Source organism: Nocardioides sp. NPDC051685, assembly GCF_044453405.1.
In the GTDB taxonomy this organism is placed as follows: domain Bacteria; phylum Actinomycetota; class Actinomycetes; order Propionibacteriales; family Nocardioidaceae; genus Nocardioides.
Genome location: NZ_JBITCR010000009.1, coordinates 199554 through 225653 on the forward strand (window position 1 = coordinate 199554; position 26100 = coordinate 225653).

A 26100-nucleotide genomic window follows, 5' to 3' on the forward strand; every position below is an offset into this window, starting at 1 on the left:
GTCTCCAGGGGTCCGCCTCCGGCACGTTCCGTACTGAGACGTCATTGCCTCGGCACGTCCGCAATGTGACGCGCTGTGGTTGACCGGGATGGTTGATAGACGACGTACGTGACGGCGACATCGCCGTTGCCAAGTGGACAGCTGTGCGTGATGGTGCCGCCGCCAAGGTCGATCGCGGCCTGCAAGAGCGCCACGTCCTCGGCTGGGACGACCAGGGTTCGATACTCCATGACCCTGATCGTGCGCCCAGCCGAGGCTCGGAAGAACCGGGGTTATACGTGGGTTCATACCTGAACGGGAATCTGCGTGAAGGTCACCGCGCCGTCCGTCGAGATGCTGCGCGTGGCCAGCCCGCGGGCGACCAGGAGCTCCAGGTGGGCCTTGGTCTCCATGGCAGCGATTCCCTGATTGAACTGGTCGAGCTCGTCGAACGACCGTTCGTGACGGGTCCAGCCGAGCATGTGCGCAGCCTCGAAGGCAGTCAGAGGGCCGTTGGCGAGCGTCGCAAGGCTCTTCGTCAGCCGCACCTCGTGGTGAGTGAGGAGTTCGTCGATCCGTGCGTGTGTTGACGGTGCCACCGGCCCGTGGGCTGGAAGCAACATCAGGTCGGGCAGAGCCCGCACCTTGGTCAACGAGGCCATGAAGTCGCCCAGGGGGTCGGGTGCCGGAGGCATCGTGAAGCCGATGGACGGGGTGATCGTGGGGAGGACGTGATCGCCGGCGAAGAGCAGCGCGGCCGTCTTGTCTGCGAAGACGAAGTGTCCCGCGGTGTGTCCCGGCGTGTGGACCGCATCAAGAGTCCGATTTCCGACCGCGAGCTCTTGGTCGCCCTCGAGCCAGGTGTCGGGATAGCGCCACACCGTCTGGGCGGGGACTGCCCCGGGCAGGTCGTTCCACTGCTCGGCCAGGTCGACGGCACCGGCGCTCACGAGGCTCGCGAAGAACGGGGGCGACTCGCGCGGCCGCCCTTGGTCGTTGAGCAGATCGAGGGTGGCCCTTTCGGCGGCTCCGAGGGCTACGTCTGCGCCATACTCTTCGCCGATTTCTGCGGCCAGACTGTAATGGTCGCGGTGCACGTGGGTGACCAGAAACCGGTCGATGTCGCCGAACTTGCCGCCGATCTGGCGCAAGCTGCGCTTCAGCACGTCGCGCGCGGCCGTGATCGCCCAGCCGCCGTCCACCAGGGTGAGCCCGCTGGGTGTCTCGATGGCGTAGACGTTGACGGCCTTGAGTACGTCGGATGGCAGCGGCAGTGGGATCCTGTGGATGCCCGGGGCGACCGGCCAGGCGCCCTCGTCGGCCCAGTGCCTGCCTGAGTCCGGCGACACTGCGTACGCCGTGGGGGTGGTGCTGAACGGCGTTGCCGCAGGTGTATCGGAGCGGACCGGGTCGCCGATGTCGATGAGAACCTTGCCGATCGCCCCGGCCTCCACGGCGTCGTGGGCCGCAGCGGTCTGTTCCAGGGGGAAGTGATGCAGCGGCAGTCCCGCCTGCTCGCCAACCCGCAGCGCACCACTTGCGACAGCGGCCGACACGTCTTCGACCGCCGCCCGGAGGAGGACCGGGTCCAGCGGGTAGAGGAGGACGAACTGGTACCGGACGTTGAGCCACATGTTCTTGAGGATGTCGAGGGAGAAGGTGCCGCCGCCGTTGTCGGCGTAGACCGCAATCGTGCCGTGGTTCTTCAGGACAGCCAGGTTCAGCGCGTTGTTCTGTGTCGGGGCGACCTCGACGACGAGGTCCACCCCCGCGGGGCTGATGGCCCGGATCTCGGCGGCCGCATCGCCGGTGCGGTAGTTCACGACGTGGTGAGCGCCGGCTGCGGTGGCCAGAGCGGCCTTCTCGTCGCTTGAAACTGTCGTGATGACCGTAGCGCCTGCCCATCGTGCCAGCTGGATCGCGGCGTTTCCGACCGCGCCCGCCCCACCGGCGACGAGTACCACGTGATCCGTGAGCGCGTCTGGGGCGAGCCGGAAGGGGCCGTCCTGGGTCGAGGTCAGGGCGCGGTGTGCTGTGATGGCAGGTACGCCGAGCGACGCGCCGAGGTCGAAGTCCGCGCCCTTAGGCAGGGGGACGACGCGCTCGACGGGCTGGACGGTGTAGTCAGCGGAGGTGCCGCAAGGACGTCCGTGCTGGGCGAGGAGAAGCCAGACCGGGTCGCCGACGGAGAAGTTGTCGACGCCCTCCCCGAGGGCATCGACAAGTCCGGCACCGTCTTGACCTGGCACGACCTCGTCGTACTCGTTGGGGACGCGCGCGCGGAACTTCCAGTCGGTGGGGTTGACCCCCGACCGCAGGACGCGGACCCGGACCTCGCCGGGTCCGGGTCCGGGGACCGGCCGATCGGCAACACGGAGGACCGACGACGGTCCGTTCTCGGAATAGGTGATGGCTCTCATGCGCTGTCCTGCGCTCACCGCTGTTCCTCTCCCGGGCCTCGGCCGAAGTACCGAGGGACGCATTGGATTGTCGAATGTTGCGACATCGCAACAGTAGGAAGCGCCGGGTAGCGGCTACTAGTACGCCTGTGCCCGGCAGTGGTATCGACGCGCCACAGTGGTCATCTGGCCTTGCAACCACCTCCGTCGAGCGGCGACGCTGCACTTGCGGAGGCGATGGCGACCAGTTCCCAACGACTGATGGATTCGACCCTTTGCACCCTCGTGCCGACATGTGAAGGTGGAGAAACGGATCGCCGCTGGACGCGGCGGCCGCACTCGCCGACATGGTCACCTACAACGGCGGCAAGCCCCTGAGCTGCCACGCGTGAACCGAGGTATCCCTGACGGAGATCTGCGCGATTCCTCCAGGGGGATCGCCGTGGTGGTCGTCGACGGAGCGTCGTGGCGTCATGGGCGCGGCCGTTCCGCGAGTGCTTCGCTCTGGTTGCCAGCCTCAAGCAGGTGTGCGGCGACTTCGTAGAGGCTCATGTTCATCGATCGGACGGCAGGGCCGATGGTTGCGCAATTGCGGCGAACGTCGCTGCTTGTGGCCGAAGCGCCACCGAGTCGGTTCGCTGTGTTGGCCAGTACGCGCCGGAGGCTGTGCAGGAATCCGCAGAGGACGGCGAAGAAGCCGGTGAGGGCGACGAGGCTTGCGCCGATCAACATTTCGGTCATCGCGCGGACCTTTCTGCGAGTTCCTCGACGTGTCGTCCAAGCTCCTCCGCCATGGCAGCGACTCCGCCGGCGGCGCGGTGCAGCAGGCCGCTAGTTGCGGTGTTGCGGGCGAGGCCGGTGAGTTCGGCGTCGACATCTGCGACCTGGTTGTCGATGTCGATCAGCAAGGCACGGAGCAGGGAGAGCAGGATGGCGACGCATATGGTCACCACGATTCCGATGCCGATTGTGATCGCCCAGATCAGGGCGACCGCGTCAGGAAGGGTGTTGTTCACCGCGGGCCTCCGGGTAGATGGTGTCGAGATTGCGCCTCAGGTCGGCAAGCCGAGCGTTGATCTGGTGGACCTCGACGTTGATGCTCATGACGTCAGGCATCGCGCCGGTGTTGCTACGGGCTTGGCGCAGTGTGAGTGCTATCTCTCTCGACTTCGATCCCGCTGCGCGGGCGAGTGCCAGGATTATGGTCACGAGGACGACGACCGCAAGGATCGCGACCGCGCCGATGACAAGGCCGGCGTACCAGCCGGTGAGGTCGGGCTCGTTCATGGCTTCCCAAGGAGGTCGTTGAGGATGGATTGCAAGACGTTGCCGAGTCGGATGATCCCGTTGTTCTCCATGCGTCGGGTGTGTACGCCGATCGCGACCAGGTCCCTGCCAATGCCTTCGGCAGTTGGGTGAAGGGCGTCCACCGCGCGCAGGATCCGAGCTAGTGCGGCGTTGGACGAGGCCATGTCCTGATCCATCGCGGCGGTCAGCTCGGCGGTTCCGGAGAATGCGGTGGTGAGGCTGCCAGCGTGGGACCGGATGTCACCGACCCCATCGCTCAGACGTCCGGCAGGCCCGTGCATATCAGCGGCGGAGTCGTCGATGCCGCGCATGGAGCGTTCGATATTGGCAACGGAGTCATCGGTGGTGGCCAAGTCCCTCCGGACGCTGTGGAGTGCTACGGCGGTCTCGGACAGGTGGCCCGAGAGCGGCTTCGCCGTTCGGACGATCTCATTCGTGGCGGCTGCCGTGTGGTCAAGCTCTCGAATCAGCCGGGTGTCGCGGGCTAGGCCCGAGGTCTCGGGATTGATCGCAGACTCGATGGAGTCATCGAGCTGGGCCGTGGAAACCGCTGTGCGGGTCAGGAAGATCAGTGCCGCGAGCGCGAAGGCGAAGACGACGAGCAGGTTGATGTTGATGGCGCGCACGGCAGTAGTCGCGGGTGTGTCCCAGGCCGAGCGCCACGTGCGGATCACGCGCTCGTACAGCGATCGGCCGCTGGTCCGATGGCCTCTCAGCATGCCTGCCTCCCATGGAGAAGGTTGATGGGTGCGGAGGTACACACTCCGTAGAGGTGTCCGTTGACCAGATCGATGAGTGTCAGCACGTCGGTGAGACTTGCGTGTGTGCCGTCGATCGATGTGGTGACGGCGTTTATCTGTCGGCCGAGGCGTCGAGTACCGGTCTGGTCCGAGGAGCCGTAGATCGCCCGAAGATTCTTCTCGATGTCGCCGGTGCTCGCGAGGGTTGTGGCCAGGAGCGCAGAGGTTTCGTTCAGTCGCTTCGCGACCGGGTCCAAGGTTCCCGATGTACCCTTGAGGTTTTTCGAGACGGTGGTGAGGCGAGTTGCCGTGCGGTCGAGTGAGCCACTGGTCGTGCCGGCATCTTGTTGGATGCTGGCGAGATCCGTGCGGATGTCGGCGGCATGACCGGGCAGTGGTTCGACGGCGTCGCTGACATCGGCCAGGTTCTGGTTCAAAGCGTGGAGCTGACCGGGCAGGGTCGTCAGGTTGCCCTCGGAGTCGGTCACCGCACGTTGTGCGACTCCCATGTTGTCGTCGATGTCAGCCAAGGAATTGCTGATGATCAGCAAGTAGGCGCAAATGACAGCGACGATGCCCGCACCAAGCGCGACCCAGGTGTTGACCCATCGGCGCACGTAGTCTTCGCGATCGCGAAGGTCACTGAGCTGACGGTGCTCCTCGGCGTCATCGGTCGGGATCGTGGTGGTTGTCATCGGTTGTGCTTCCTCTCGCAATCGCTGCCGCCGTTGAGCCCGTTGTCGATGCAGGATGCGTAATGGCGCGTGGTGTCCAGGCGGGTGCGGATGCCTTGGGCGTCGCGGAGCACCTGGGTCGCGAGGCCGGCTGTCGAGTCCAGGTCGGACCCGATGAGATCGATGCCGCGGGCAAGCGATTCCGCGGTGGAGAGAATGCCCGCGGCGTTGCCGTTGATACCCTCGAGCCTGGTATTGACCGCTGGGATCGCGTCGGCGATGGCCCGCACGTCGCGATCGATCGCACGGGTGCTGGTGTCGATCGATTTCGCACTCCCCTCGATGGACCGCGAGCTGGAGTTGATCGATTCCAGGTTCGAGGCAGCAGCGCCCGACAGCGATGAGATCTCACCCATGTCCCGGTTGAGGGGGGCCAGGGAGTCTCGGATGTCACCGGCGAGCTCGTTGGTCTTGTTGAGCTGAAGCAGCGAATCGGTGTGCTCGTTGATGCCGCGGCCACTCTGGGCGATAAGCGCAGCCTTTTCCTGGATCGCCGCGGCGTTGGTCTGGGTTCGATACAGAAGAGCGATCATCAGCAGCGCCGCGATGCTCACCATGACGATCGAGACACGTCCGGCCATCGTGATGCGGCGATACCGAGTTGCTACGCGAGCGACTGGTGTCGGGAGTCGGTGGCGGCTAAGCAGTTGCCCTGACTCGTCGTGAGCTTCCTCGGCGTGAGCCTGAACGTAGGTTCGCAAGGCCGGAGAGTCCACAGCGACGCGATGCTCCTCACGCAGGTGGCCAACCGCCTGCCCAACGACCTCGCTGATCTCGGCGCCCGCGGTCATCCAGTCGCAGCTGTAGCCAAGGTCAGCGCAAACAAGGCGAGTTGTCATGTCAGCTCCTGCGGATCGGGGGCGGGCGTATCGCTTGCAAGGGAGTGACCGCTGGTAGCGGTTGGTGGCTGTTCACTGAGAGTGGCAACGAATGCTGCGATTCCTTCGGCCTCTTCCAGGATTCCGCTGACGTTGGTTCCGATTCCGCGTACGTGCTCGTCGACGTGCTCGGTGGCGCCGACGACGGTTGCGGTAAGGATCCGGACCGAGGTCAGCGCCTCCGATATCCGAGCCATCAGCCGAATGAGCGCCATCAACCCCACGATGAGGACGATCCCGGAGGCGAGCGCGAGTAGTCCTGCGATCATCACGGCGATCATCGCGCCCTCCGCACTGCTTCTCGGTATCGTTCGGCTCCTGGACGACCAGCACCGGTGAGCATGACGGTTTCGGCCAGATCGGGGATGGCGTCCAACGATCCGACCGTCTCGTTCAGATCGTCGACCACATGCTCGAGATGTTCAGCCATCTGCCGAATCGGTCGTAAGAGCGAGGCGATCGACCACGCAAGCGCAGGCAGCAGCGCGACTGCGACGATCAAGTCTGCGATCCACCACCACATCATTTGGACCTCGATTCTTTGGGTGGCTCCAAGGTGCCCGTCGGACGAAAGGTCTTGAGGACGACGTCGAAAGATGGTGCGAGCGAGGCGAAGCGCTTGGCTCGCCTTGTTTGGAAGACCAGCGTGTAGAGATTGCGGCCCTCGAATACGAAATACTGGGCCTGCATGCCGCGCCCGGACTCGAACGGGAACGTGTAGAGGTAGAACACCCCGGGGAGATCACCAATCTGTACGCTGCCGGTGTCGAGCACATCGAGGTTCGCCTTTGGGTCTCCGAAGATCCCGTCGGTGACGGTACGAAAGTCGGCGACGTTGGTGGCGTTGACCTTTGCGCGCAGTATGGTCTTTCGGATCAGAACCAGATCGTCGGCACGCCCAGCCTCCAGAACCACGAGGTCGGCGCGAGAGTGGGCCACGCGCCAGGTCTTTGGATAGTTGAACTTGACGCCGAGTTGCCGATCCTGGTGGACGTCCATTCCGTCGGCGACAGTGGATGCCGTGGTGGCCGCAGTATCGGTCTGGTCGGACTCCGAGGGCTTCGATGCGGTTCGTGCGGCCGGCTGGACGCCCATCATGACAATGAGCAGCAGCGCGATCAGTGTCCATCGGCGTCTGCCAGATGCGAGTTTTGAGAGCATAGGAGCGGATCACGCATCCCAACAGGTCCGCACGATCGCCCCAACGCGAACGATGCTGTCAGGCGCCTGGGCGTTCATGATCGGGTCCGTCGTCGACTCCTTGACCAGTCGAGTCCTGCCTCGAGGTAGGAGATCGGGAGCCGGGACCTCGTCGACCACGTCCCTGGCGCTGAGGTTGCCCGTACGGCTCGCTCGGCCGGCAACGTACTGCGCAGGCGTGGCCAGTTGAGGGTGGTCGGGGACGTCGGCGCCGCCGTCGGTGGCGAACGAATGCTCCAACTCCACTGCCTGACCCTCCTGACTCTCTCGGGCGGGCCCGTTTTCGATATGGCACAAGACATGCATCTGTGGGCTCCGTCACAGTCGACGGTAGAGAACGATCACTCTCAAGTCAAGGACGCAGTTCGAGTTTCCTTCGGTGACACGGGATCAATCCGATCTTGGGCCCAGGGCGATCGGCTCGGTGGGACCGTGGGGCCCGGGCGCGGGAGACAGCAGAGTCGTTGCGACCCAAACGAACTCCCGCCATCCGACACGGACGGCGGGAGCGGTGGTATTGGTATCCGTAACGCCCTAACTCGCGATTCGCGCATGCTGGGCCGCAAGGGCGGCGTCGACCAGTGATTCCGCTGCGGCGCGCGCGTGACGGGCGTGGTCCCTTTGGTCGGCTTGCATCTGCGCCCCAGCAAAGACGCCATCCATCAGCATCAGCAACTGGGTCGCGAGCGGCTCAGTCTGCTCGATGCCGGCTTCGGCGAGATAGCCCGCGAATGTTGTACGCACAAAGTTCTTGTGTGCAGCTGCGATGTCGACGAACGGATGACTTGGGTCCGCCATTTCCACGGCGACGTTGATGAAGGCACAGCCCCGGTAATCGTCTGCCGACACGACGTGATCGAGCACGTCGAAGACCGCCAGGACTTTCTCTTTGCCGGTCGTGGCGCGCTTGTCGACCTCGTGATCGAACATGGCACGGGTGTTCTCGTCGCGATTGCGGAGGTAGGCCTCGACAAGCCCCTCCTTGGAGCCGAAGAGCCGGTACAGGCTCATGATGGGCGTGCCTGCTTCCTCCAGGATCCTGTTGACGCCCACTGCGCGAATGCCGTCCGTGTAGAACAGTTCGGCGGCGGACAAGAGTCGCTCGCGGGGTGGAGTCCGAGTCCCGTTCTTGCTCTTCGTGGCAGCCATGCATCAAATATAGCGAGTGTTCTCACCCCAAGGTAGTGATGGGCCCTTGCGTGAGAACACGTGAGACAGAGCCACCTTCGACGGCTCCCGACTGGTTCTACGGTGCCATCGGCTCTAGCGTTTCTCCGCGAGTTCACGATGAGGTTCAGGGTTTGGGCGGCTGGCCCGCGTGTTGGGTCGACCGATTCGGTTCGAGGTAGAAGCGGGATCTATCGCGAAGCGCATCAGGTCAGGTTCGTCGATTGCGCCACAGGGGGAGGAGCCGTACCGGCTTCGGTCCGCCACCGACCAGAGTGAGTGGGTCGAGGTAGACGTGGTCGGAATTGCGGATCAGGCCCCAGTGAAGGCATGACCGGGGCCAGCAGTGACTGCTGGCCGTAGACAGGCGTCCTATGGAGGCGCCCGCCGTGACCCGGTCGCCGCCGCGCACGGTTGCGACGACCGGTTCGTAGGTCGTTCGGGTCTCGCCATGGTCGATCGCCACGACGGGTTTGCCCGCGATCGACCCGGCGAAGGCGACGGTGCCGCCGAGCGCGGTGTGCACGACTTGGCCGGGAGAGCCGCGGAGGTCGACTCCTCGATGCCCCGCACCCCACGGAGCGTCTGGAGGGTCGAAGCGGCGCACGACCTCCGGTTGCGGAGCCAGCGGCCACTCGCCCTGAGGCACATCCTCAGCCCCTCCGACCGGACTCGGACCCTCGCCGTGACCCACAGCCCCACCCAGCGAGGCGCCGGGCGGCGCCACCTCGGCACGTGGCGTTCCGAGAGCTGGGTGTGCCGGGGCGATGAGGACGACGAGGAACAGGGCCGCGACGAGGGCGCGGGCCCGGTCGGAGAGGCGATACGAGGTCATGACGAGCAGACAACCCCGGATCGGGGACCCGCACAACGAGCTTCGTACGTCCTGTGGATAACCCCGTCCCGAGATACCCCTGTGGACACCGATCGGCCCGCGAAGGAGCCAGTCACGGAGGATTGGCCCGCGACCCCCGTCGGCGGCTAGTCTTGGACCGGCAGCCCCCTGTGGGCTGACTTCGCACGCCAGCAGACCGCGACGGTGTCTCGCTCCGAGACGCCGGTCGCCCGCGGGCGCGGCCCTCAGTCCCGAGCAGCACGCTCAGGTCGGACCGCGCGCAGGCGTCAGGGCCCATCACCTTCGATGGACGCGAAACTGAAAACCCGACCGGCCCCCGTGACCACCCGCCCGACCTCGAGAAACGCAAGGTCGAGCCACCAGCGGTGCAAACGCGGGCCACCACCTAGGAGAAAAAACATCATGGCAGTCGTGACCATGCGCCAGCTCCTCGAGAGCGGCGTCCACTTCGGACACCAGACCCGTCGCTGGAACCCGAAGATGAAGCGGTTCATCCTCACCGACCGCAACGGCATCTACATCATCGACCTGCAGCAGTCGCTGGCCTACATCGACCGCAGCTACGCCTTCATCAAGGAGACCGTGGCCAAGGGCGGCACGATCATGTTCGTGGGCACCAAGAAGCAGGCCCAGGAGGCCATCGCCGAGCAGGCGACGCGCGTCGGGATGCCCTACGTCAACCAGCGCTGGCTGGGCGGCATGCTCACCAACTTCCAGACCGTGCACCAGCGGATCAACCGCCTCAAGGAGCTCGACGAGGTCAACTTCGACGACGTCGCCGGCTCGGGTCGCACGAAGAAGGAGCTCCTGCAGATGAAGCGGGAGCGCGACAAGCTCGAGAAGACCCTGGGCGGCATCCGCGAGATGGGTCGCACCCCGTCCGCCGTCTGGATCGTCGACACCAAGAAGGAGCACCTCGCTGTCGAGGAGGCTCGCAAGCTCCGGATCCCGATCGTCGGCATCCTGGACACCAACTGCGACCCCGACGAGGTCGACTTCCCGATCCCGGGTAACGACGACGCCATCCGCGCGGTCGGCCTGCTGACCCGCGTGGTCGCCGACGCCGTCGCCGAGGGTCTCATCGCCCGCTCCGGTGGCAAGACCGAGGGCACCGAGGGCGCCACCGCCGAGGAGCCGCTGGCCGAGTGGGAGCGCGAGCTCCTGGCGACCCCGGCTGCCGAGGAGGCCAAGGCCGAGGAGACCCCCGCCGCGGAGGCCGCCGAGGCTCCGGCCGAGGAGACCCCGGCTGAGGAGACCCCCGCCGAGACCCCTGAGGCCCCGGCCGAGGCCTGAGCCTCATCGTCCACCCAAGAGCCACTTAACAAGTCAGAGGAAGACACACATGGCTTACACTGCTGCCGACGTCAAGAAGCTCCGTGAGCTGACCCAGGCCGGCATGATGGACTGCAAGAAGGCGCTCGACGAGGCTGACGGCAACTTCGACAAGGCTGTCGAGATCCTTCGCGTCAAGGGCACGGCCAAGGCCGCCGCCCGCGCCGCGGAGCGCACCACCTCGGCCGGCCTCGTCGCCGCCTCCGGCAACGCGCTGATCAGCCTCCTCTCGGAGACCGACTTCGTCGCCAAGAACGAGGGCTTCGTCGCCGCTGCCCAGCAGATCGCCGACGCCGCCGACGCCAACAAGGTCAACGACCTCGAGGCCCTCAAGGCCGTCTCGCTCGGTGACAAGACCGTCGGCGAGACCGTCGAGGAGCTCGCCCGCACCATCGGCGAGAAGATCGAGCTCGGCCAGGTGGCCTACTTCGAGGGTGAGACCACGGTCTACCTGCACAAGAAGGCCTCCGACCTGCCGCCGAGCCTCGGCGTCCTGGTCGCCTACGAGGGTGACGAGACGGCCGCGAAGCAGGCCGCCCAGCAGGCTGCCGCGCTCAAGGCGCAGTACCTCACCTCCGACGAGGTCCCGGCCGACGTGGTCGAGGCGGAGAAGGACGTCCTCACCAAGAAGACGCTCGAGGAGGGCAAGCCCGAGGCTGCCGTCGCCAAGATCGTCGAGGGTCGGATCAAGGCGTTCTTCAAGGAGATCGTCCTGCTCGACCAGGAGTCGGTCTTCGAGTCGAAGAAGTCCGTCAAGCAGGTCCTCGACGCCGCTAACACGCAGGTGAAGCAGTTCGCCCGCTTCGACGTCGGCGCCTGAACCGAGCCTGATCGCCGCGCCGCGAGGTGTGATCAGTTAGGTTAAGCAGCAACGTACGACGAAAGGGCCGGTCCGATGAACCGAATGGTGACCATCGGACCGGCCCTTTCGCACGCCCCCACCGGCACCACCCCGCACGACGTCGCCCGAGGAAAGGCCACGGCATGACCCGCTACCAGCGCATCCTGATCAAGCTGTCCGGAGAGAACTTCGGCGGTGGCGAGGTCGGCGTCGACCCCATCGTGGTCGCCTCGATCGCCAAGGAGATCTCCGCTGTCGCCGCCTCCGGCGTCCAGGTCGCGATCGTCGTCGGCGGCGGCAACTTCTTCCGCGGCTCCGAGCTCCAGCAGGCCGGCATGGACCGGTCCCGCGCCGACTACATGGGCATGCTCGGCACCGTGATGAACTGCCTCGCGCTGCAGGACTTCCTCGAGAAGGAAGGCGTCGACACCCGCGTGCAGACCGCGATCACGATGGGCCAGGTCGCCGAGCCCTACATCCCGCGCAAGGCCATGCGTCACCTCGAGAAGGGCCGAGTCGTGATCTTCGGCGCCGGTTCCGGCATGCCCTACTTCTCGACCGACACCGTCGCCGCGCAGCGCGCCCTCGAGGTCCACGCCGAGGTGGTCCTGATGGCCAAGAACGGCGTCGACGGGGTCTACACCGCCGACCCGAAGAAGGACCCGACGGCGACGAAGTACGATGAGCTCACCTTCGGCGAGGCTCTGCAGAAGCAGCTCAAGATCGCCGATGCCACCGCGTTCGCCCTCTGCATGGAGAACAAGATGCCGATCGTGGTCTACGGCGCGGAGGACGAGGGGGCGGTCTACCGGATCGTCCAGGGTGAGAAGATCGGTACGCTCGTCACCGCTGGCTGAGCGGCACGAGCCCACACGCCACCCACATCTACAACACTTACGAGCGCACAGGAGCATCCGGTGATCAACGACATCCTCAACGAGGCCGACAGCAAGATGGTGAAGTCGGTGGACTCCACGCGTGAGGACTTCGCCACCATCCGTGCCGGCCGGGCCACCCCGCAGATGTTCAACAAGATCCTGGTCGACTACTACGGCACCCCGACGCCGATCCAGCAGCTCGCCTCGTTCACCAGCCCCGAGCCGCGGATCATCAACATCGCCCCGTTCGACATCGGCGCGATGGCCAACGTCGAGAAGGCCATCCGCGACTCCGACCTCGGCGTCAACCCGTCCAACGACGGCAAGATCCTTCGCGCGGTCTTCCCCGAGCTCACCGAGGAGCGCCGCAAGGAATACATCAAGCTCGCCAAGGAGAAGGCCGAGCAGGGTCGCGTCTCGGTGCGCCAGGTGCGCCAGAAGGCGAAGCAGGGCCTGGAGAAGCTCGAGAAGGATGGCGAGGCCAGCAAGGACGACGTCACGGGTGCCGAGAAGCGCCTCGACAGCCTCACCAAGAAGCACACCGACGCGATCGACGAACTGCTGAAGTCCAAGGAAGCCGAGCTGCTCGAGGTCTGAGCCTGTGACCCTGCGACGAAGTCGCAGGGTCACAACGCGAAGAGATCGAGCGAGCGCAGCGGCTGAGCTTGCGAAGCCGCGAAGCGGGTCGAGATCTACCCGTACGCGGTCGAGTTCCACGAGCGATCCGGACCGCGACCAGATAAGGACCTGAGCATGAAGGAATCCCTTGTGAGCCAGACGCCGCCGTCTCCTGCTTCGTCAGCTTCCGAGCCGCCGAAGAAGGACTACGGCCGCGCCGGCCGCAACCTGCCCGCGGCGATCGGCTCCGCCGTCGTCCTCCTGGTCGCCATCGCGCTGAGCCTGATGTTCGTGAAGACGGCGTTCATGCTGATCGTCGTCGGCTGTGTCGTGGCCGCGGTCTGGGAGCTCCACCGTGGCCTGATGGCCAAGGACATGGACGTCCCCGAGCAGCCGCTGATGATCGGCGGCACGGTGATGGTCCTGGTCGCCTACTTCCTAGGCTCCGACGCGCTGGTGACGGCCACCGCGGTGACCGCTCTGGTGATCATGCTGTGGGTGCTGCGGCGGGGGGTCGACGGCTACGTACGCACCTCGGCCGCCGCCGTCCTCACCCTGTTCTACCTGCCGTTCCTGGGCTCGTTCGTCGCGCTCATGCTCCGCGAGGGCGGCGGCTGGACCTCGGGCGGTCTCTCCGACGACGGCGTACGCGGCATCATCGTCTGGGTCCTGCTGACGATCATGTCCGACATCGGCGGCTACGTCGCCGGTGTCCTCTTCGGCAAGCACCCGATGGCGCCGGTGATCTCCCCGAAGAAGTCGTGGGAGGGCTTCGTCGGCTCGGTGGTCTTCACCGTCGCCACCGGCGTCGGTCTGGTCGTATGGCTGCTCGACGGCGCCTGGTGGGTCGGTGTCGCGCTCGGCGTGGTCGCCTGCGTGATGGCCGTCCTCGGCGACCTGGTCGAGTCGGTCATCAAGCGTGACCTCGGCGTCAAGGACATGAGCCAGATCATCCCCGGCCACGGCGGCCTCATGGACCGCCTCGACTCGCTCCTGGCGACCGTCGCCCCGGTCTGGCTGATCCTCCACTACGCGGTTTTCTGAGGGCGCGTCTTCTGATGCTCCACCTCGTACGCCACGGCCGACCCATCCAGCTCCGCGGCGTCGCCGCGGAGCACTGGGACCTCGACCCGGCCGGGTTCGACGAGGTCTGGGCACTGCGTGACCGGCTCCCGGCCGGCGCCGCGTGGTACTCCTCGCCCGAGCCCAAGGCGCAGCAGACCGCCCAGCTGCTCACCGACGGCGACGTCGGTGTGGTCGAGGCGCTCCGTGAGCACCGTCGCGGCGCGGCCTGGGTCGAGGACTACCGCGCCACGGTCGAGCGGGCGTTCGCGGAGCCCACGGTGCCGGCGTACGACGGCTGGGAGCCGCTCGAGGAGTGCCGCGCTCGCGTGACGAAGGCCGCTGCCGGAATCCTCTCGGCCCACGCGGGCGAAGACGCCGTGCTCATCGGACACGGCACGGCCTGGACCGTCCTGGTGAGCGAGTTGACGCGCACGCCGCCAGATCTCGCCCGGTGGCGAGACCTCGGCTTCCCGGACCTGATTACCGTCGACGCCTGATCGGCTTGAATCGCCCGGAGTTCGTTGCGGCAGCGATTCTTTACCAAGGATGACCTGGTTCGGCGCTACGGTTGAAGGGTGGTCCAGCGTCCCTCGGACCTCGACGTGGACTCCGATCCAGACGTCGAGGCAGATCACGGCCCGGAGGAAGAGTCCTCGGGGCCGGGTGGCGTGTGGGCGTGGCTGCACGACTCGCACCCGACCGTTGCGGCCCTGGTCGGCTTCTACCTCGGCCTGGCGTACGCGATCCTCGTACCCGGCACCTGGGGCGCGCTGCTGACGTGGGTCGTCGGGCAGGAGCGGGCCGAGCAGCTGTTCCCGTGGGTGGCGCTGACGCTGCTGGTGCCGCTGGCGATGCTCGTCCCGCGCAAGACCCGCCGTCTGGCCGAGTTCGTGTGGCTGGGCATCATCCTGACGGTGCTGGTTGTCGTCGGCGTCGGCGCGCTGGTGTTCTGGATCCTGCTCAAGACGGGCTGACCGGCCGGGCCGGATCCAGGTTTAGCCGTACGCCGCACCCCGGTGGGACAATGAAGCAGTGACCGAGCCTGATCCTGCGAACGTACCGGCCCCGCACAGCCCCGAGGCCGAGGCCGCCGCGATGGAGGGGCGCCGCCTGCCCCTGGTGATGGCGCCGCCCACGGGTCGCGGGAAGCCGCCGCGCCACCTGGCCGACCTCGACCTGGCCGGCCGTCAGGACGCGGCCAAGGAGGCGGGGCTTCCGGGGTTCCGGGCCAAGCAGCTCTCGGTGCACTACTTCGAGCGGCTGGTCGACGATCCCGAGAAGATGACCGATCTTCCCGCGGGCCAGCGCCAGGAGCTGGTCGACACGTTCCTGCCCGACCTGATGACGCCGATCCGTCAGCAGGAGGCCGACAAGGGCACCACCGTCAAGACGCTGTGGAAGCTCTTCGACGGCGCCCTGGTCGAGTCCGTGCTGATGCGCTACACCGACCGCGCCACGGTCTGCATCTCGTCCCAGGCCGGCTGCGGCATGGCCTGCCCGTTCTGCGCCACCGGCCAGGGTGGGCTCGAGCGCAACATGTCGACCGCCGAGATCGTCCACCAGGTCGTCGTTGCGGCACGGCAGATGGCCAGCGGCGAGATCCCCGGCGGCCCCGGCCGTCTCTCCAACGTGGTGTTCATGGGCATGGGTGAGCCGATGGCCAACTACAAGGCGCTGATGGGTGCCGTACGCCGCCTCACCTCGCCCGCGCCGGAGGGTCTGGGTCTCTCGGCCCGCCACGTGACCGTCTCCACGGTCGGCCTCGTGCCCCGGATCAAGCAGCTCACCGAGGAGGGCATCCCGGTCACCCTCGCCCTCTCGCTGCACGCACCCGACGACGAGCTCCGCAACGAGCTCGTCCCGATCAACACCCGCTTCTCGGTCGCCGAGACCGTCGACGCCGCCTGGAACTACGCTCGCGTCACGAAGCGCCGGGTCTCCATCGAGTACGCGATGATGCGCGGGATCAACGACCAGGCCTGGCGCGCCGACCTGCTCGCCGACGTCCTCAACTCCTACGGTGATTGGGGCTGGGTCCACGTCAACCTGATCCCGCTCAACCCGACCCCTGGCTCCAAGTGGACCGCGAGCGACCCGGCCGACGAGCGCGAGTTCGTACGCCGCCTCGAGGCCAAGGGCATCTCCACCACCGTCCGCGACACCCGCGGCCGCGAGATCGACGGTGCCTGCGGCCAGCTCGCCGCGGCCGAGTAGCAACACGTACGCGGACCAGTCCCAACGGCCCGGTCCGCGTACGTCCCCCTTCACGATGCCGTTCCCAGCACATCGTGAGCCTAGGAACGCCGGCTCACCGACTTCTGTCGACGGTCGGTTTGCGGTGGCAGATTTCTGAGAGTCACGCGACGTTTCCGCTGATGACACCGCCCGGACCATCTGTCGCCCGGCACGGAGTTCTGGCCACGGGAGGTTCACCGACCCGTCAACCAAGTCGGGGGTGACGTTGCCGGACGGCGCTCACGATCAGAAACATGAGCATCAGCCTCGATCGGGTCCCGATGGTCGCCGCCAACTCGGAGCCGCTCCGTGTCCTCATCGTCACGGAGTCGTTCCTTCCGCAGGTCAACGGCGTGACCAATTCCGTACGCCGCGTGCTGGAGCATCTTGCGATCGACGGCCACACCGTCGAGGTCGTGGCCCCCACCGGGCCCACCGAGTACGCCGGCTTCCCGGTGACCCGAACCCGGGGCGCGACGTTCTGGGTCTACAAGGACTTCCGCGTCGGCCTCGAGACGCGGCGCAAGCTGCGCTTGGTGATGCGCCGGTTCGCCCCCGACGTCATCCACGTCGCCTCGCCCGCGCTGCTCGGCCGGCAGGCCGTGCTGGTGGCCAAGGACCTCGGGATCCCGAGCGTGGCGATCTACCAGACCGACCTGGTCGGCTTCTGGGACAAGTACAAGGCGGTCGGTGGCCCGCAGGCGGCCGCGATGCTCACCCGGCAGGCGCACTCGGCCGCCGACCGCACCCTGGCACCGAGCTCGTCGGCCCTCACCCAGCTCGAGGGCCTCGGCGTGCAGCGCACCGGCCTGTGGCCGCGCGGCGTCGACGTCGAGCTGTTCCACCCGAGCCGCGTCGACCACGACCTGCGCGCGAAGCTCGCGCCCAACGGGGAGACCATCGTCGGGTACGTCGGCCGTCTCGCCCAGGAGAAGGAGCTGCACCTGCTGGCCGCGCTGGCGCACAACCCGGCGTACAAGGTCGTGCTCGTGGGCGGCGGCCCGCAGGAGCGCGAGCTGCGCCAGCTGCTCCCGAACGCGACCTTCATGGGCGTTCTGCAGGGGGAGGAGCTCGGGGCTGCGTACGCCTCCCTCGACGTGTTCGTGCACACCGGCTCGCACGAGACGTTCTGCCAGGCGGTCCAGGAGGCGCTCGCCTCCGGGGTGCCGGTGGTCGCGCCGCGCTCCGGTGGGCCGCTGGACCTGGTCGCCGACGGCGTCACCGGCTTCTTCTACGAGCCCGGCAGCCGTGACGACCTCGGCTCCCATGTCGCGCTGCTCCACAACGACCCGCAGCTGCGGCTGCGGATGGGACGCGAGGCTCGCAAGAGCGTCGCCCACAAGTCGTGGGGTGCGGTGAACGCCGCCCTGGTGGACCACTATCGCGACGTCATCCGGGCACGCCAGCTGCGATGACCTCGAGGACCTCCTCGGCGGTGTCGACGAGGTGGACGTGGCCCTCCATCGCCCGGCCGCGGGCGAGGGCCTGCAGGAGCGGCCAGACCGGCAGCTCCTCGGTCCAGTAGCGCCGTCCGACCAGCACCATCGGCGCGACCGCGCTGGTGTCGGCATAGTAGTTCTCGCAGGCGTCCTGGAAGACCTCCTGCACCGTGCCGCCGGCGCCGGGCAGGAAGACGATCCCGCCGTCGCAGACCTCCAGTAGCACCGCCTCGCGGGTGGCATTGCGGAAATACTTCGCGATCGCCCCGGCGAACACGTTGGGCGGCTCGTGGCCGTAGTGCCACGTCGGGATGCCGAGTGACCTTCCGGGCCTGCCCTCGACCCGGTTCCGTACGTCGAGGGCCACCCGCGCCCAGGCCCGGATCGACGGCCGGAACGTCGGCACCGCGGCCAGCGACTCGAGCGCACCGTCCAGCACCGTCTTCGGCGCCCGGGCGAGGAAGGCACCCAGGTTGGCGGCCTCCATCGCTCCCGGACCGCCGCCGGTCGCGATCACGTGCTTGCTCGCCAGGTGCTGGGCGAGGCGGGCAGCGGATGCGTACGCCTCCTCGCCCCGTCGCAGCGTATGCCCGCCCATCATCCCGACGATCCGCGTCCCCTCGTCGCGCCGCGCACGGACCCAGGCCTCCAGGGCGGCGTCGATCGCATGGTCGTGGAGGGTGATCGCCAGCTCGTCCTCGGCGTCGAGCGGCTGCTGCATCCAGGCGTACGCCCTCGCGTCGAGGCTCCGCGCATAGACCGGGTCGTCGTAGAGCTCGTCGGCGGTGTAGAGCTTCGACCGGTAGACGTCGACCGGCGCCTCCGGGATCACCGGCATCACCAGCGCGCCCTCGTCCTCGGCGTAGTCGACGTCCCCGGGCGCGAAGGAGCACCCCAGGAACGTCGCCCCGGCGAGCTCGGTCTCCCGCAGCGCGGTGGAACGCGAGGTCAGGTCCAGCGACCGCAGCCGCCATCCCTTCAGACTGCCCGCCCCGGCCGCCAGGTGACCGTCCAGCTCCGCGACCGACTCGATGTCGACGTGCCGTCCCCGGTGATGCTTCATGGGGTCAACCTACCGATCAACCGCCGCCAGGAGACTCCGGCCAGTGCGTCGGGCGCGGGGCCACAGGTTGAGGACGTCGAGGTCAAAGCCGCCCCGCCGCCGCGAAGTGGGGATATCGTCTGCCACGGCCCCGACGTAGGGCTGCCGGTATCGAGGTGGTCAGGTGTGTTGCTAGGGCGGATCCTCCGTGCGGCACGCTCCCGCCCGGTGACGACGGAGATCGGCATCGGTTTGGCGGTCTTGTGCGTCTGTCTGCTCGTGGCCGGGCTCGTCATCCGCGTGAGCGTCGCCGAGCTGGCTGCGGAGAGTACGCGGCCTGACGTCGTCACAGACGAGAAGGCGCTCGAGGTGCGACGAGAGCGGCTCGCGCCCCACTTGGAGCAGGTCAACGCGATTCCGACGCCGGTCGGCCTGCGGTGGGTACACGTTGCCGACGTCGGGAAATGTGGCATCGACCGCTCGGACGGAAGCCTGATCCAGGCTGAGGCGTGGTTCGAATGGGAGGCGACGGAACCGGTCGCCTACGACCAGGTGAGCCGAGTCGCTGCTGTCGGGTATGTCGAGATCCTCGACCATCTTGTCGACCACGGTTGGCGGGTCAGCAAGCGCGAGAACCTGAACGGCATGGTCACCGCCGCAAACCCCGGCTTCGACTCCGCCGACCTCGTTCATAGCTCAGGCGTCAAGATGCGCACGCAGTTCTTGGGCGATGTGATTCTGGGGCGCCTCTTCTTCAGGGGAGCTCCCAAGGTCTGTTCGTTCGCCTGAGCGGCCGCGGTGTGACGCCAGGCGTGACCATCAGGTCACGCCCGGCATCACCCGAGCGGCGTCAGAAGGCGTGCGCCATCAGGTCGGCGTAGACCTCCTGCTCGTCGACCTCCAGGCCACGGGCCTGGAACCACTTCGCGACGTTGGTGATGTCGCGCAGGAGGAAGTCGAAACCCAGCGGGTTGCCGACGAGGTCGATGATCTGGGGGAGGTCGATGATCACGAGCCGGTCCTGCTGGGCCAGGATGTTGTAGGGCGAGAGGTCACCGTGGACCAGGCCCGCCTGCACCATGGTGGCCAGCGCCTCGACGAGCCCGTCCCACCACATCTCCAGGACGTGGTGCTCCGGGCGGGTCTGGGCGAGGCGCGGCGCCGTCTCGAGCTCCCCGTTCCCGTCGTCGACCGCGATCCACTCCATCAGGATCTCGGTGCCGTCGATCTGCACGGGGTAGGGGACCGGGAGGCCGAGGTTCCAGCAGCGTACGAGCGCATTCCACTCGGCGTTGGCCCACTCGGCCTTGGCGACCTCGCGGCCGAAGGTCGAGTTCTTCTTCAGCGCCCGCTCGTCACGGGAGCGCTTGACCGAACGGCCCTCGGTGTAGCTCGCGGCGCGGTGGAAGGTGCGGTGGTCGCTGTCGCGGTAGCGCTTGGCGACCATCAGCGCCTCCTGCTCCGGGAACAGCGGGTCCGCGCGCACGATCAGGAAGGCGTCGGCTTCCTTGCCGGTCTTGAGTACGCCGAGCTCGGTGTCGATGGCGCCCTGAGAGGTCACCACCCAGTCCGGGCGCGGCTCCGGTCCACGGGAGAGCGGCTCCACGGAGAGCCAGGTGGACCAGCGTTGTCCGTCATCCAGGTCATCGTAGGCCTGGAAGTCGAAGACGAAATTCGAATCGATCCCCTGGAGAGGATCAGCGGAGATGTTCTCCTGAGTCACTTCGGGTGCTCCTGATACGAGAGTTCTTGTCTGTGGGCAGGCACAGGACGGACACAGTCATGGGTCTGCTCCTCTCGGTCAGGGGCGCCTCGGGGACGAGGAACGCCGGTCGCGCTCCATGGTGGAGGACCGCGACCGGCGTACGCAACAGGTTTATTCGCCGAGTCAGTGACCGCCGACGAGCGGCGCGACCGCCCGGGCGACCAGGGAGCCCTTTCCGGTCGCGGACTCCTCCGCGTCGGCAACGGTCATGGCCCGCAGGCCGGCGTTGACGCCGAGCCAGCGCAACGGCTCCGGCTCCCAGCGCGGCGAGACGTGGCCGACCCAGGGGAGGGCGGTGAGGTCGGAGTCGATGCCGAGGATCAGGTCTCGCAGCGTACGGCCGGCGAGGTTGGTGGTCGCCACCCCGTCGCCGACGTAGCCGCCGGCGTGCGCGAGGCCGCCGGCGGGGTCGTAGCCGACCGAGGCGTGCCAGTCGCGCGGGATGCCGAGGACGCCGCCCCATCGGTGGGTGATCTTGTGGCCGCGTACGGCCGGGAACAGCTCGACCAGGGTCTCCTGCAGGCGACGGTGGGTGCGCAGGTCGGAGGCGTCCGCGTGGGTGATCCTCGACCCGAAGGAGTACGGAGCGCCCCGGCCGCCGAAGACCAGCCGGTCGTCCGCGGTGCGCTGCCCGTAGATCAGCAGGTGACGGCCGTCGGAGAACGTCTCGCGCTCCTCCAGGCCGATGCTCGACCAGACCAGGTCGGTGAGCGGCTCGGTCGCGATGATCAGCGAGCGCACCGGGATCACCTCGCGCTCGAGGCCGGCCAGCGTCGGGGTGTAGCCCTCGGTGGCGCGCACGACGACGTCGGCGGAGACCACGTCCCGCTCGGTCCGGCTGTGCTCGACGAACACGGCGTGCGGCGCGATCGCGGTGACCCGGGTCTGCTCGTAGATCGTGACCCCGCGGGCCTCGACGGCGCGGGCCAGGCCCCGGACGAGCTTGGCGGGGTGGAGTGCGGCGCAGTCGGGGGTGTAGGTGGCGCCGAGGGTGTCGGTCGCGGCGAGCCGCTTCTCCGCGGCGGTCTGGTCCAGCAGAGAGAGCTCGGCGTCGCCGAGACCCCAGGATCGGGCGTGCTCGACCTCGTGCCGGGCGCGCTCGAGCTGGGCGGGCGTACGGGCCACGACGACGGTGCCGCCCTTGGCGATGTCGGCCTCGATGCCCTCGGCGCCGGCGACGCGGATGACCTCGTCGACGGTCGCCCGCATCGCCCGGTCCTGGGCGATCGCGGCCTCCCGGCTCGACCCCGCCGCCACCTTGTCGAGCGAGGCGGGGAAGAGGGCCGAGCACCAGCCGCCGTTGCGGCCGGACGCTCCGAAGCCGGCGACCTCGGCCTCGAGGATCGCGATCTTCAGGTCGGGCCTGGCCTCGGCCAGGTAGTAGGCCGTCCAGAGACCGGTGTAGCCGGCGCCTACGATCGCGACATCGACCTCGAGGTCGCCCATCAGGGCCGGACGCGGCTCCCAGGAGTCGCCCGCGGTCTCGTGCCACAGGCTGATGCCCGGGTAGCCGCTGCTCACCGCACGCCCCAGGCGTAGGTCTGCTTGTGCAGGTGGAGGTACATGAACGTCTCGGTGCTCACCACGCCCTCGATGGCGCGGATCTTGCTGGAGACGAGGTTGAGGAGGGCCTCGTCGCTCTCGGCGACGACCTCCACGAGGAGGTCGTAGGAACCGGCGGTGATGACGATGTAGTCGACCTCGTCGAGCTTGCCGAGCTCGTCGGCGATCCCCTCGATCGGCCCGGAGGTGCGTACGCCGATCATGGCCTGCCGCGCGAAGCCGAGCTCGAGCGGATCGGTGACCGCGACGACCTGCATGACGCCGCTGTCGACGAGGCGCTGCACGCGTTGGCGCACCGCGGCCTCGCTGAGGCCGACCTCCTTGCCGATGGCGGCGTAGCTGCGCCGGCCGTCCTGCTGGAGCTGCTCGATGATCAGCTTGTTGACCTCGTCGAGGTGAGCGCCCCCGTTGCGCTTGCGAGTGGTCATGGCGCCTAGTCAACCTTTTCGCCGCCGCCCGATGCAACGAAATCCGTCGTGTGTAACGAACAATTTCCATGATTCCGCACATTCTGTGTGGCTGAGGGCCTCCAGAGTTGTCATAGTGGGCGTCGTGAACCATGTCTCGCTGACCGATGCGAAGCCCGCCGTCTACTGGCTGGACGACCCGGCCAAGCCCGCGCCGCTGCCGCCTCTGCTCGGGGTGTCGTCGGCAGATCTGGTGGTCGTCGGAGGCGGCTACTCGGGGCTGTGGACGGCGCTGCTGGCTCGGGTGCGGTTTCCGTCGTGGTCGGTGGTGCTGCTCGAAGCAGGGCAGTGTGGCGACCAGGCCTCGGGCCGCAACGGCGGCTTCGCCGAGGCGTCCTTGACCCACGGCTTCTGGAACGGTCTGGAGCGCTGGCCCGACGAGCTGGCGACGCTGGACCGGCTCGGTCAGCAGAACCTCGACGAGATGGCGGCCACCATCGAGGAGCACGGCATCGACTGCGACTGGCGGCTCACCGGCGCCCTCAACGTCGCCACCCGGCCGCACGAGGTCGAGGACCTCGCCGAGTGGTCGGCCGCGCTGAGCGAGCACGGCATCAAGCACCGGCTGCTGGACGAGGCCGCCGTGCGGGACGAGATCCGTTCACCGAGCTACCTCGGTGGGCTGGAGGTGCTCGGCGACACCGCGACCGTCGAGCCCGCAAGGCTGGCCTGGGGGCTGCGGCAGGCCTGCCTGGACGCGGGGGTGGTGATCCACGAGGGCTCCGCGGTCACCGGCCTCGCCCGCGACGGGGCAGGGATGCGGGTGTCGACTCTCGCGGGGTCGGTGCGCGCCGGGCGGGTGGCGCTGGCCACGAACGCCTTCCCGCCGCTGCTGCGGCGACTCAAGATGATGACGGTGCCGGTCTACGACTACGTACTCATGACCGAGCCGCTCTCGCCGTCCCAGATGGACGCCATCGGCTGGGCCAACCGGCAAGGGGTCAGCGACTCCGCCAACCACTTCCACTACTACCGTCTGACCAGGGACAACCGGATCCTGTGGGGCGGCTACGACGCGATCTACCACTACGGCTCGAAGATCGCACCGGAGCTCGAGACCGGCGCCACCCACGACAAGCTCGCGAGCCACTTCTTCGAGACCTTCCCGCAGTTCGAGGGGCTGCGCTTCACCCACCGCTGGGCCGGCGTGATCGACACCTGCACCCGTTTCTCGGCCTTCTTCGGGAAGGCGTACGCCGGCCGCGTCGCCTACGCGCTCGGCTACACCGGTCTCGGCGTCGGGGCCACCCGCTTCGGCGCCCAGGTGATGCTCGACCTGCTCAGTGGCGAGCAGACGGAGCGTACGTCGCTGGAGATGGTGCGCTCCAAGCCGCTGCCGTTCCCGCCCGAGCCGGCTCGCTATGCCGGCATCTCGATGATGGTCCGATCGCTCGGGAAGGCCGACGCCAATGGCGGCCGACGCGACCTGTTCCTGCGGACGATGGATCGGCTGGGGCTGGGGTTCGACTCTTGAGGCTGGCTTCTTGGCTGGCTATCGGGTCGGCGGCGGGGTGTGGCGCGGATTCCTTGGGTTGGGTCCGGGCTTGGGATCTTGGGCCAGTGATCCCTGGGGACGGAAGGGTTTCCTCGTGCTTTTACAAGACGATGACACCTTGTGAACGCGGCGATCTCAACCAGTCGAAGCAACGGTTGGTCAAGCTGCTGGGTTCAGCAGTTGGGCCAGCCGTTGGGCTGGCGTGTGTAGGTCAAGGGTAGGCCGTGGGCGTCGGTTGAGGGTGTCAGCGACGCGTTGGAGGTCGCGTGCGGTGTGGCGTGAGAGGTCGCTGCTCTTCTCGAACCAGTGCCGCAACAGCCGGTTGGTGTTCTCGTTGGATCCGCGCTGCCAGGGCGAGTGCGGGTCGGCGAAGTAGACCGTGGTGCCGAGCTGGATCTGGATGTCTTGGTAGCGGGCGAGCTCGAGGCCGCGGTCCCAGGTGATCGAGCGGCGTAGATGCTCGGGCAGCTTGCCCATCTCGCGGATCATCGCCTCAGCGACGGTCTCGGCGTCGTGGCGATCGGGCAGGTGGAGCAGGATCACGAACCGGGTTGAGCGTTCGACCAAGGTGCCGATGGCCGAGCCGTTCTTGGTGCCGAGGATCAAGTCGCCCTCCCAATGGCCCGGCACTGCCCGGTCAGCGACCTCGGCCGGTCGTTGGCTGATCTTGAACGCCTCGATGTAGGCGTTCTTGCTGGGGTCGTGGCTGGCACGGCCGCGTGGTTTGCGGGCCTTGCGACGTGTCGAGAGGCACCGATGCAGATCAGCACGGAGCTGACCTCGGGTTTGAACATAAAGCGCCCGGTAGATCGTCTCGTGACTCACCCGTGCCATCCTCGCACCCGGATCGGCACCAGAGCCGACACCAGAGCCGACACCAGAGCCGACACCAGAGCCGACACCAGAGCCGACACCAGAGCCGACACCAGGATGATCGGTGCGCAACACCGTCGCGATCAGTCCCGGTGACCAGCCCTGGTCCATCCAATCCTCGATCAACCGACACAGACGCGGGTTCGCCGCCAACTTGAACTCCTTGGGACGCCGGCGGCGCTGGTGCGCTGCCCGATGAGCCAACTCAGCGCGATAGACACCATCGCTGCCGGTGTTGCGAGCGACCTCGCGACACACCACCGACCTATCCCGCCCGACCGCTGCGGCGATCTTGGCCTGCGACCACCCATCGGCCAGCCCCGCAGCGATCACCGCCCGGTCCTGGCTGGTCAAGCAACGCCGCTGGCGACCCGGGCTATCGGCGCCGGGGTCACTCGGCAGCGCCGCTCCCAGCCCACCCCGCAACGCGCCCGGCTCAAGTGGAATCAGCACCGGGCAAGCCTGATGCCACCACTGCACCGCCGTCGGTTTCGACACACCGACCACATCAGCCGCCCCACGCGCAGTCGACCCCGCACAGATCAGATCCACCACCCGGACTCGAACCTCTGGCGAGAACACCTTCGGCATGACAACACTCCCTCACTCAGCGTTGCCTCCACCGATTGATTCCGCCCGCTTCACAAGGTAGCGCGGAGCATGGGTGGCGACGACCGGGCGGGGCGGACGCTGCTGCCTCAGCTGGCTACTAGCCATGCCCGTTTCAGGCGGGTCGCCTCGGCGGGCGAGCGGGGTCATCAGGTGGCGATTGATGCGCCGCGGACTCGCAGCACCGCCAACTGCACGCCGTCCGGATCAGCACTGCCCGCTGCAGAGCATCGGCAGGTTAGCCACCCGGCAGGAGTGGCACGACAGGACGGTGGCGAGGACGCAGATCAGCGATCGTCCGTCGTGGGATCGGACGAGTACGGGCACGGCCGCGCAGGCCAGCCCGGGGATCAGCTGGTTCGGGTGCGCCTGGTGAACCGGATTCGTCCGTCGGAGAGCCGCTCATAGGTGTAGTCGGGGTCGTGGATCCGGCGATGGTCACTCGCACACAGCAAGACCATGTTCGCCAGATTCGTGAGGCCGCCTTCGGACCAGGGTTTCAGGTGGTGCGCTTCGGTCCACGTGGCTGTCGCGATTTGAGTTGTCCCTGTCGGTGTCGGCCGGGCGAAGCCCGGCCCGGCTCAGCCGGTGGCCAGGCCGGTCTGGTGGAGTCGTCG

31 protein-coding genes are annotated in these 26100 nt (G+C 67.4%); 11 read left to right on the forward strand and 20 right to left on the reverse strand.

What is annotated here, in order from left to right:
- Positions 1-41: 41 nt before the first annotated feature.
- The 14 genes from ACIA03_RS23390 to ACIA03_RS23455 form a co-directional block, all read right to left on the reverse strand.
- The gene (locus tag ACIA03_RS23390; protein WP_396986980.1) at positions 42-230 is read right to left on the reverse strand and encodes a hypothetical protein; all 189 of its coding nucleotides are present in this window, start codon (positions 228-230) and stop codon (positions 42-44) included.
- 54 nt (positions 231-284) lie between these two features.
- Positions 285-2399, reverse strand: coding sequence for an MBL fold metallo-hydrolase (locus ACIA03_RS23395; protein ID WP_396986982.1), 2115 nt, complete (start codon positions 2397-2399; stop codon positions 285-287).
- A 450-nt stretch (positions 2400-2849) separates the two neighbouring features.
- Positions 2850-3119, reverse strand: coding sequence for a hypothetical protein (locus ACIA03_RS23400; RefSeq protein WP_396986984.1), 270 nt, complete (start codon positions 3117-3119; stop codon positions 2850-2852).
- Positions 3116-3394 carry a hypothetical protein gene (locus ACIA03_RS23405; protein WP_396986986.1) on the reverse strand — a complete coding sequence of 93 codons (279 nt, stop codon included), beginning with the start codon at positions 3392-3394 and terminating at the stop codon, positions 3116-3118. The genes ACIA03_RS23400 and ACIA03_RS23405 overlap by 4 nt, the downstream gene beginning before the upstream one ends.
- The gene (locus tag ACIA03_RS23410) at positions 3375-3665 is read right to left on the reverse strand and encodes a hypothetical protein (RefSeq protein WP_396986988.1); all 291 of its coding nucleotides are present in this window, start codon (positions 3663-3665) and stop codon (positions 3375-3377) included. Before ACIA03_RS23410 ends, ACIA03_RS23405 begins: the two co-directional genes overlap by 20 nt.
- Positions 3662-4312: a hypothetical protein gene (locus ACIA03_RS23415; RefSeq protein ID WP_396986990.1), complete on the reverse strand. Its 651-nt coding sequence runs from the start codon at positions 4310-4312 to the stop codon at positions 3662-3664. The genes ACIA03_RS23410 and ACIA03_RS23415 overlap by 4 nt, the downstream gene beginning before the upstream one ends.
- Before the next feature lie 86 nt (positions 4313-4398).
- Positions 4399-5121 carry a hypothetical protein gene (locus ACIA03_RS23420; RefSeq protein WP_396986991.1) on the reverse strand — a complete coding sequence of 241 codons (723 nt, stop codon included), beginning with the start codon at positions 5119-5121 and terminating at the stop codon, positions 4399-4401.
- Positions 5118-5999: a DUF1059 domain-containing protein gene (locus ACIA03_RS23425; RefSeq protein ID WP_396986993.1), complete on the reverse strand. Its 882-nt coding sequence runs from the start codon at positions 5997-5999 to the stop codon at positions 5118-5120. Before ACIA03_RS23425 ends, ACIA03_RS23420 begins: the two co-directional genes overlap by 4 nt.
- Positions 5996-6319, reverse strand: coding sequence for a hypothetical protein (locus tag ACIA03_RS23430; protein WP_396986995.1), 324 nt, complete (start codon positions 6317-6319; stop codon positions 5996-5998). The genes ACIA03_RS23425 and ACIA03_RS23430 overlap by 4 nt, the downstream gene beginning before the upstream one ends.
- Positions 6316-6540, reverse strand: coding sequence for a hypothetical protein (locus tag ACIA03_RS23435; RefSeq protein ID WP_396986997.1), 225 nt, complete (start codon positions 6538-6540; stop codon positions 6316-6318). The genes ACIA03_RS23430 and ACIA03_RS23435 overlap by 4 nt, the downstream gene beginning before the upstream one ends.
- A 20-nt stretch (positions 6541-6560) precedes the next feature.
- A complete protein-coding gene (locus ACIA03_RS23440; RefSeq protein WP_396986999.1) occupies positions 6561-7199 on the reverse strand; it encodes a hypothetical protein in 639 nt (212 codons plus the stop codon).
- Positions 7200-7208: 9 nt separating this feature from the next.
- Positions 7209-7484, reverse strand: a complete 276-nt coding sequence (locus tag ACIA03_RS23445; protein ID WP_396987001.1) for a hypothetical protein — start codon at positions 7482-7484, stop codon at positions 7209-7211.
- 288 nt (positions 7485-7772) lie between these two features.
- Positions 7773-8387, reverse strand: a complete 615-nt coding sequence (locus ACIA03_RS23450; RefSeq protein ID WP_396987002.1) for a TetR/AcrR family transcriptional regulator — start codon at positions 8385-8387, stop codon at positions 7773-7775.
- 229 nt (positions 8388-8616) lie between these two features.
- Positions 8617-9240, reverse strand: coding sequence for a peptidoglycan DD-metalloendopeptidase family protein (locus ACIA03_RS23455; RefSeq protein ID WP_396987004.1), 624 nt, complete (start codon positions 9238-9240; stop codon positions 8617-8619).
- Between the two features lie 423 nt (positions 9241-9663).
- On the opposite strand from ACIA03_RS23455, the gene rpsB reads away from it, so the two are divergent.
- The 9 genes from rpsB (at position 9664) to ACIA03_RS23500 (ending at position 17645) form a co-directional block, all read left to right on the forward strand.
- Positions 9664-10554, forward strand: a complete 891-nt coding sequence (gene rpsB, locus ACIA03_RS23460; protein WP_396987006.1) for a 30S ribosomal protein S2 — start codon at positions 9664-9666, stop codon at positions 10552-10554.
- Between the two features lie 49 nt (positions 10555-10603).
- The gene (tsf, locus tag ACIA03_RS23465) at positions 10604-11413 is read left to right on the forward strand and encodes a translation elongation factor Ts (RefSeq protein WP_396987008.1); all 810 of its coding nucleotides are present in this window, start codon (positions 10604-10606) and stop codon (positions 11411-11413) included.
- A gap of 164 nt (positions 11414-11577) precedes the next feature.
- Complete coding sequence (pyrH, locus tag ACIA03_RS23470) at positions 11578-12291, forward strand: UMP kinase (RefSeq protein ID WP_350827204.1); 714 nt, start codon at positions 11578-11580, stop codon at positions 12289-12291.
- Positions 12292-12354: 63 nt separating this feature from the next.
- Entirely contained in the window at positions 12355-12909 is a 555-nt protein-coding gene (frr, locus tag ACIA03_RS23475) for a ribosome recycling factor (RefSeq protein WP_350829248.1), read from the forward strand.
- A 156-nt stretch (positions 12910-13065) separates the two neighbouring features.
- The gene (locus tag ACIA03_RS23480; protein WP_396987011.1) at positions 13066-13974 is read left to right on the forward strand and encodes a phosphatidate cytidylyltransferase; all 909 of its coding nucleotides are present in this window, start codon (positions 13066-13068) and stop codon (positions 13972-13974) included.
- 14 nt (positions 13975-13988) lie between these two features.
- Positions 13989-14492, forward strand: coding sequence for a histidine phosphatase family protein (locus ACIA03_RS23485; protein ID WP_396987013.1), 504 nt, complete (start codon positions 13989-13991; stop codon positions 14490-14492).
- Between the two features lie 78 nt (positions 14493-14570).
- A complete protein-coding gene (locus tag ACIA03_RS23490; RefSeq protein ID WP_396987015.1) occupies positions 14571-14969 on the forward strand; it encodes a hypothetical protein in 399 nt (132 codons plus the stop codon).
- A gap of 121 nt (positions 14970-15090) precedes the next feature.
- On the forward strand, positions 15091-16209 hold the full coding sequence (rlmN, locus tag ACIA03_RS23495; protein ID WP_396987038.1) for a 23S rRNA (adenine(2503)-C(2))-methyltransferase RlmN: 1119 nt from the start codon (positions 15091-15093) through the stop codon (positions 16207-16209).
- Positions 16210-16484: 275 nt separating this feature from the next.
- Positions 16485-17645, forward strand: coding sequence for a glycosyltransferase family 4 protein (locus ACIA03_RS23500; protein ID WP_396987017.1), 1161 nt, complete (start codon positions 16485-16487; stop codon positions 17643-17645).
- Here the strand turns inward: ACIA03_RS23500 and ACIA03_RS23505 are convergent.
- The gene (locus ACIA03_RS23505; protein WP_396987020.1) at positions 17620-18732 is read right to left on the reverse strand and encodes an LOG family protein; all 1113 of its coding nucleotides are present in this window, start codon (positions 18730-18732) and stop codon (positions 17620-17622) included. The genes ACIA03_RS23500 and ACIA03_RS23505 overlap by 26 nt on opposite strands.
- Positions 18733-18939: 207 nt before the next feature.
- Between ACIA03_RS23505 and ACIA03_RS23510 the strand changes: the two genes are divergently transcribed.
- On the forward strand, positions 18940-19500 hold the full coding sequence (locus tag ACIA03_RS23510) for a hypothetical protein (RefSeq protein WP_396987022.1): 561 nt from the start codon (positions 18940-18942) through the stop codon (positions 19498-19500).
- Between the two features lie 61 nt (positions 19501-19561).
- On the opposite strand, the gene ACIA03_RS23515 is transcribed toward ACIA03_RS23510, so the two are convergent.
- From ACIA03_RS23515 to ACIA03_RS23525, 3 genes are all read right to left on the reverse strand, one after another.
- A complete protein-coding gene (locus ACIA03_RS23515) occupies positions 19562-20434 on the reverse strand; it encodes a serine protein kinase RIO (RefSeq protein WP_396987024.1) in 873 nt (290 codons plus the stop codon).
- Between the two features lie 165 nt (positions 20435-20599).
- Entirely contained in the window at positions 20600-21997 is a 1398-nt protein-coding gene (locus tag ACIA03_RS23520; RefSeq protein WP_396987026.1) for an NAD(P)/FAD-dependent oxidoreductase, read from the reverse strand.
- Positions 21994-22467, reverse strand: coding sequence for an Lrp/AsnC family transcriptional regulator (locus ACIA03_RS23525; RefSeq protein ID WP_008363265.1), 474 nt, complete (start codon positions 22465-22467; stop codon positions 21994-21996). The genes ACIA03_RS23520 and ACIA03_RS23525 overlap by 4 nt, the downstream gene beginning before the upstream one ends.
- 124 nt (positions 22468-22591) lie before the next feature.
- Between ACIA03_RS23525 and ACIA03_RS23530 the strand changes: the two genes are divergently transcribed.
- The gene (locus ACIA03_RS23530; RefSeq protein WP_396987031.1) at positions 22592-23980 is read left to right on the forward strand and encodes an NAD(P)/FAD-dependent oxidoreductase; all 1389 of its coding nucleotides are present in this window, start codon (positions 22592-22594) and stop codon (positions 23978-23980) included.
- A gap of 180 nt (positions 23981-24160) precedes the next feature.
- Here the strand turns inward: ACIA03_RS23530 and ACIA03_RS23535 are convergent, their stop codons facing one another.
- Entirely contained in the window at positions 24161-25465 is a 1305-nt protein-coding gene (locus tag ACIA03_RS23535; protein WP_396987033.1) for an IS30 family transposase, read from the reverse strand.
- 368 nt (positions 25466-25833) lie between these two features.
- Entirely contained in the window at positions 25834-26019 is a 186-nt protein-coding gene (locus ACIA03_RS23540) for an HNH endonuclease signature motif containing protein (RefSeq protein WP_396987040.1), read from the reverse strand.
- Between the last annotated feature and the right edge of the window lie 81 nt (positions 26020-26100).

Coding starts and splice junctions, on each gene's coding strand:
- ACIA03_RS23390 (WP_396986980.1), bottom strand. CDS start 230: ATGGAGTATCGAACCCTGGTCGTCCCAGCCGAGGACGTGGCGCTCTTG.
- ACIA03_RS23395 (WP_396986982.1), bottom strand. CDS start 2,399: ATGAGAGCCATCACCTATTCCGAGAACGGACCGTCGTCGGTCCTCCGT.
- ACIA03_RS23400 (WP_396986984.1), bottom strand. CDS start 3,119: ATGACCGAAATGTTGATCGGCGCAAGCCTCGTCGCCCTCACCGGCTTC.
- ACIA03_RS23410 (WP_396986988.1), bottom strand. CDS start 3,665: ATGAACGAGCCCGACCTCACCGGCTGGTACGCCGGCCTTGTCATCGGC.
- ACIA03_RS23420 (WP_396986991.1), bottom strand. CDS start 5,121: ATGACAACCACCACGATCCCGACCGATGACGCCGAGGAGCACCGTCAG.
- ACIA03_RS23425 (WP_396986993.1), bottom strand. CDS start 5,999: ATGACAACTCGCCTTGTTTGCGCTGACCTTGGCTACAGCTGCGACTGG.
- ACIA03_RS23430 (WP_396986995.1), bottom strand. CDS start 6,319: ATGATCGCCGTGATGATCGCAGGACTACTCGCGCTCGCCTCCGGGATC.
- ACIA03_RS23440 (WP_396986999.1), bottom strand. CDS start 7,199: ATGCTCTCAAAACTCGCATCTGGCAGACGCCGATGGACACTGATCGCG.
- ACIA03_RS23450 (WP_396987002.1), bottom strand. CDS start 8,387: ATGGCTGCCACGAAGAGCAAGAACGGGACTCGGACTCCACCCCGCGAG.
- ACIA03_RS23455 (WP_396987004.1), bottom strand. CDS start 9,240: ATGACCTCGTATCGCCTCTCCGACCGGGCCCGCGCCCTCGTCGCGGCC.
- rpsB (WP_396987006.1), top strand. CDS start 9,664: ATGGCAGTCGTGACCATGCGCCAGCTCCTCGAGAGCGGCGTCCACTTC.
- tsf (WP_396987008.1), top strand. CDS start 10,604: ATGGCTTACACTGCTGCCGACGTCAAGAAGCTCCGTGAGCTGACCCAG.
- pyrH (WP_350827204.1), top strand. CDS start 11,578: ATGACCCGCTACCAGCGCATCCTGATCAAGCTGTCCGGAGAGAACTTC.
- ACIA03_RS23480 (WP_396987011.1), top strand. CDS start 13,066: ATGAAGGAATCCCTTGTGAGCCAGACGCCGCCGTCTCCTGCTTCGTCA.
- ACIA03_RS23485 (WP_396987013.1), top strand. CDS start 13,989: ATGCTCCACCTCGTACGCCACGGCCGACCCATCCAGCTCCGCGGCGTC.
- rlmN (WP_396987038.1), top strand. CDS start 15,091: ATGGAGGGGCGCCGCCTGCCCCTGGTGATGGCGCCGCCCACGGGTCGC.
- ACIA03_RS23500 (WP_396987017.1), top strand. CDS start 16,485: ATGAGCATCAGCCTCGATCGGGTCCCGATGGTCGCCGCCAACTCGGAG.
- ACIA03_RS23505 (WP_396987020.1), bottom strand. CDS start 18,732: ATGAAGCATCACCGGGGACGGCACGTCGACATCGAGTCGGTCGCGGAG.
- ACIA03_RS23525 (WP_008363265.1), bottom strand. CDS start 22,467: ATGACCACTCGCAAGCGCAACGGGGGCGCTCACCTCGACGAGGTCAAC.
- ACIA03_RS23535 (WP_396987033.1), bottom strand. CDS start 25,465: ATGCCGAAGGTGTTCTCGCCAGAGGTTCGAGTCCGGGTGGTGGATCTG.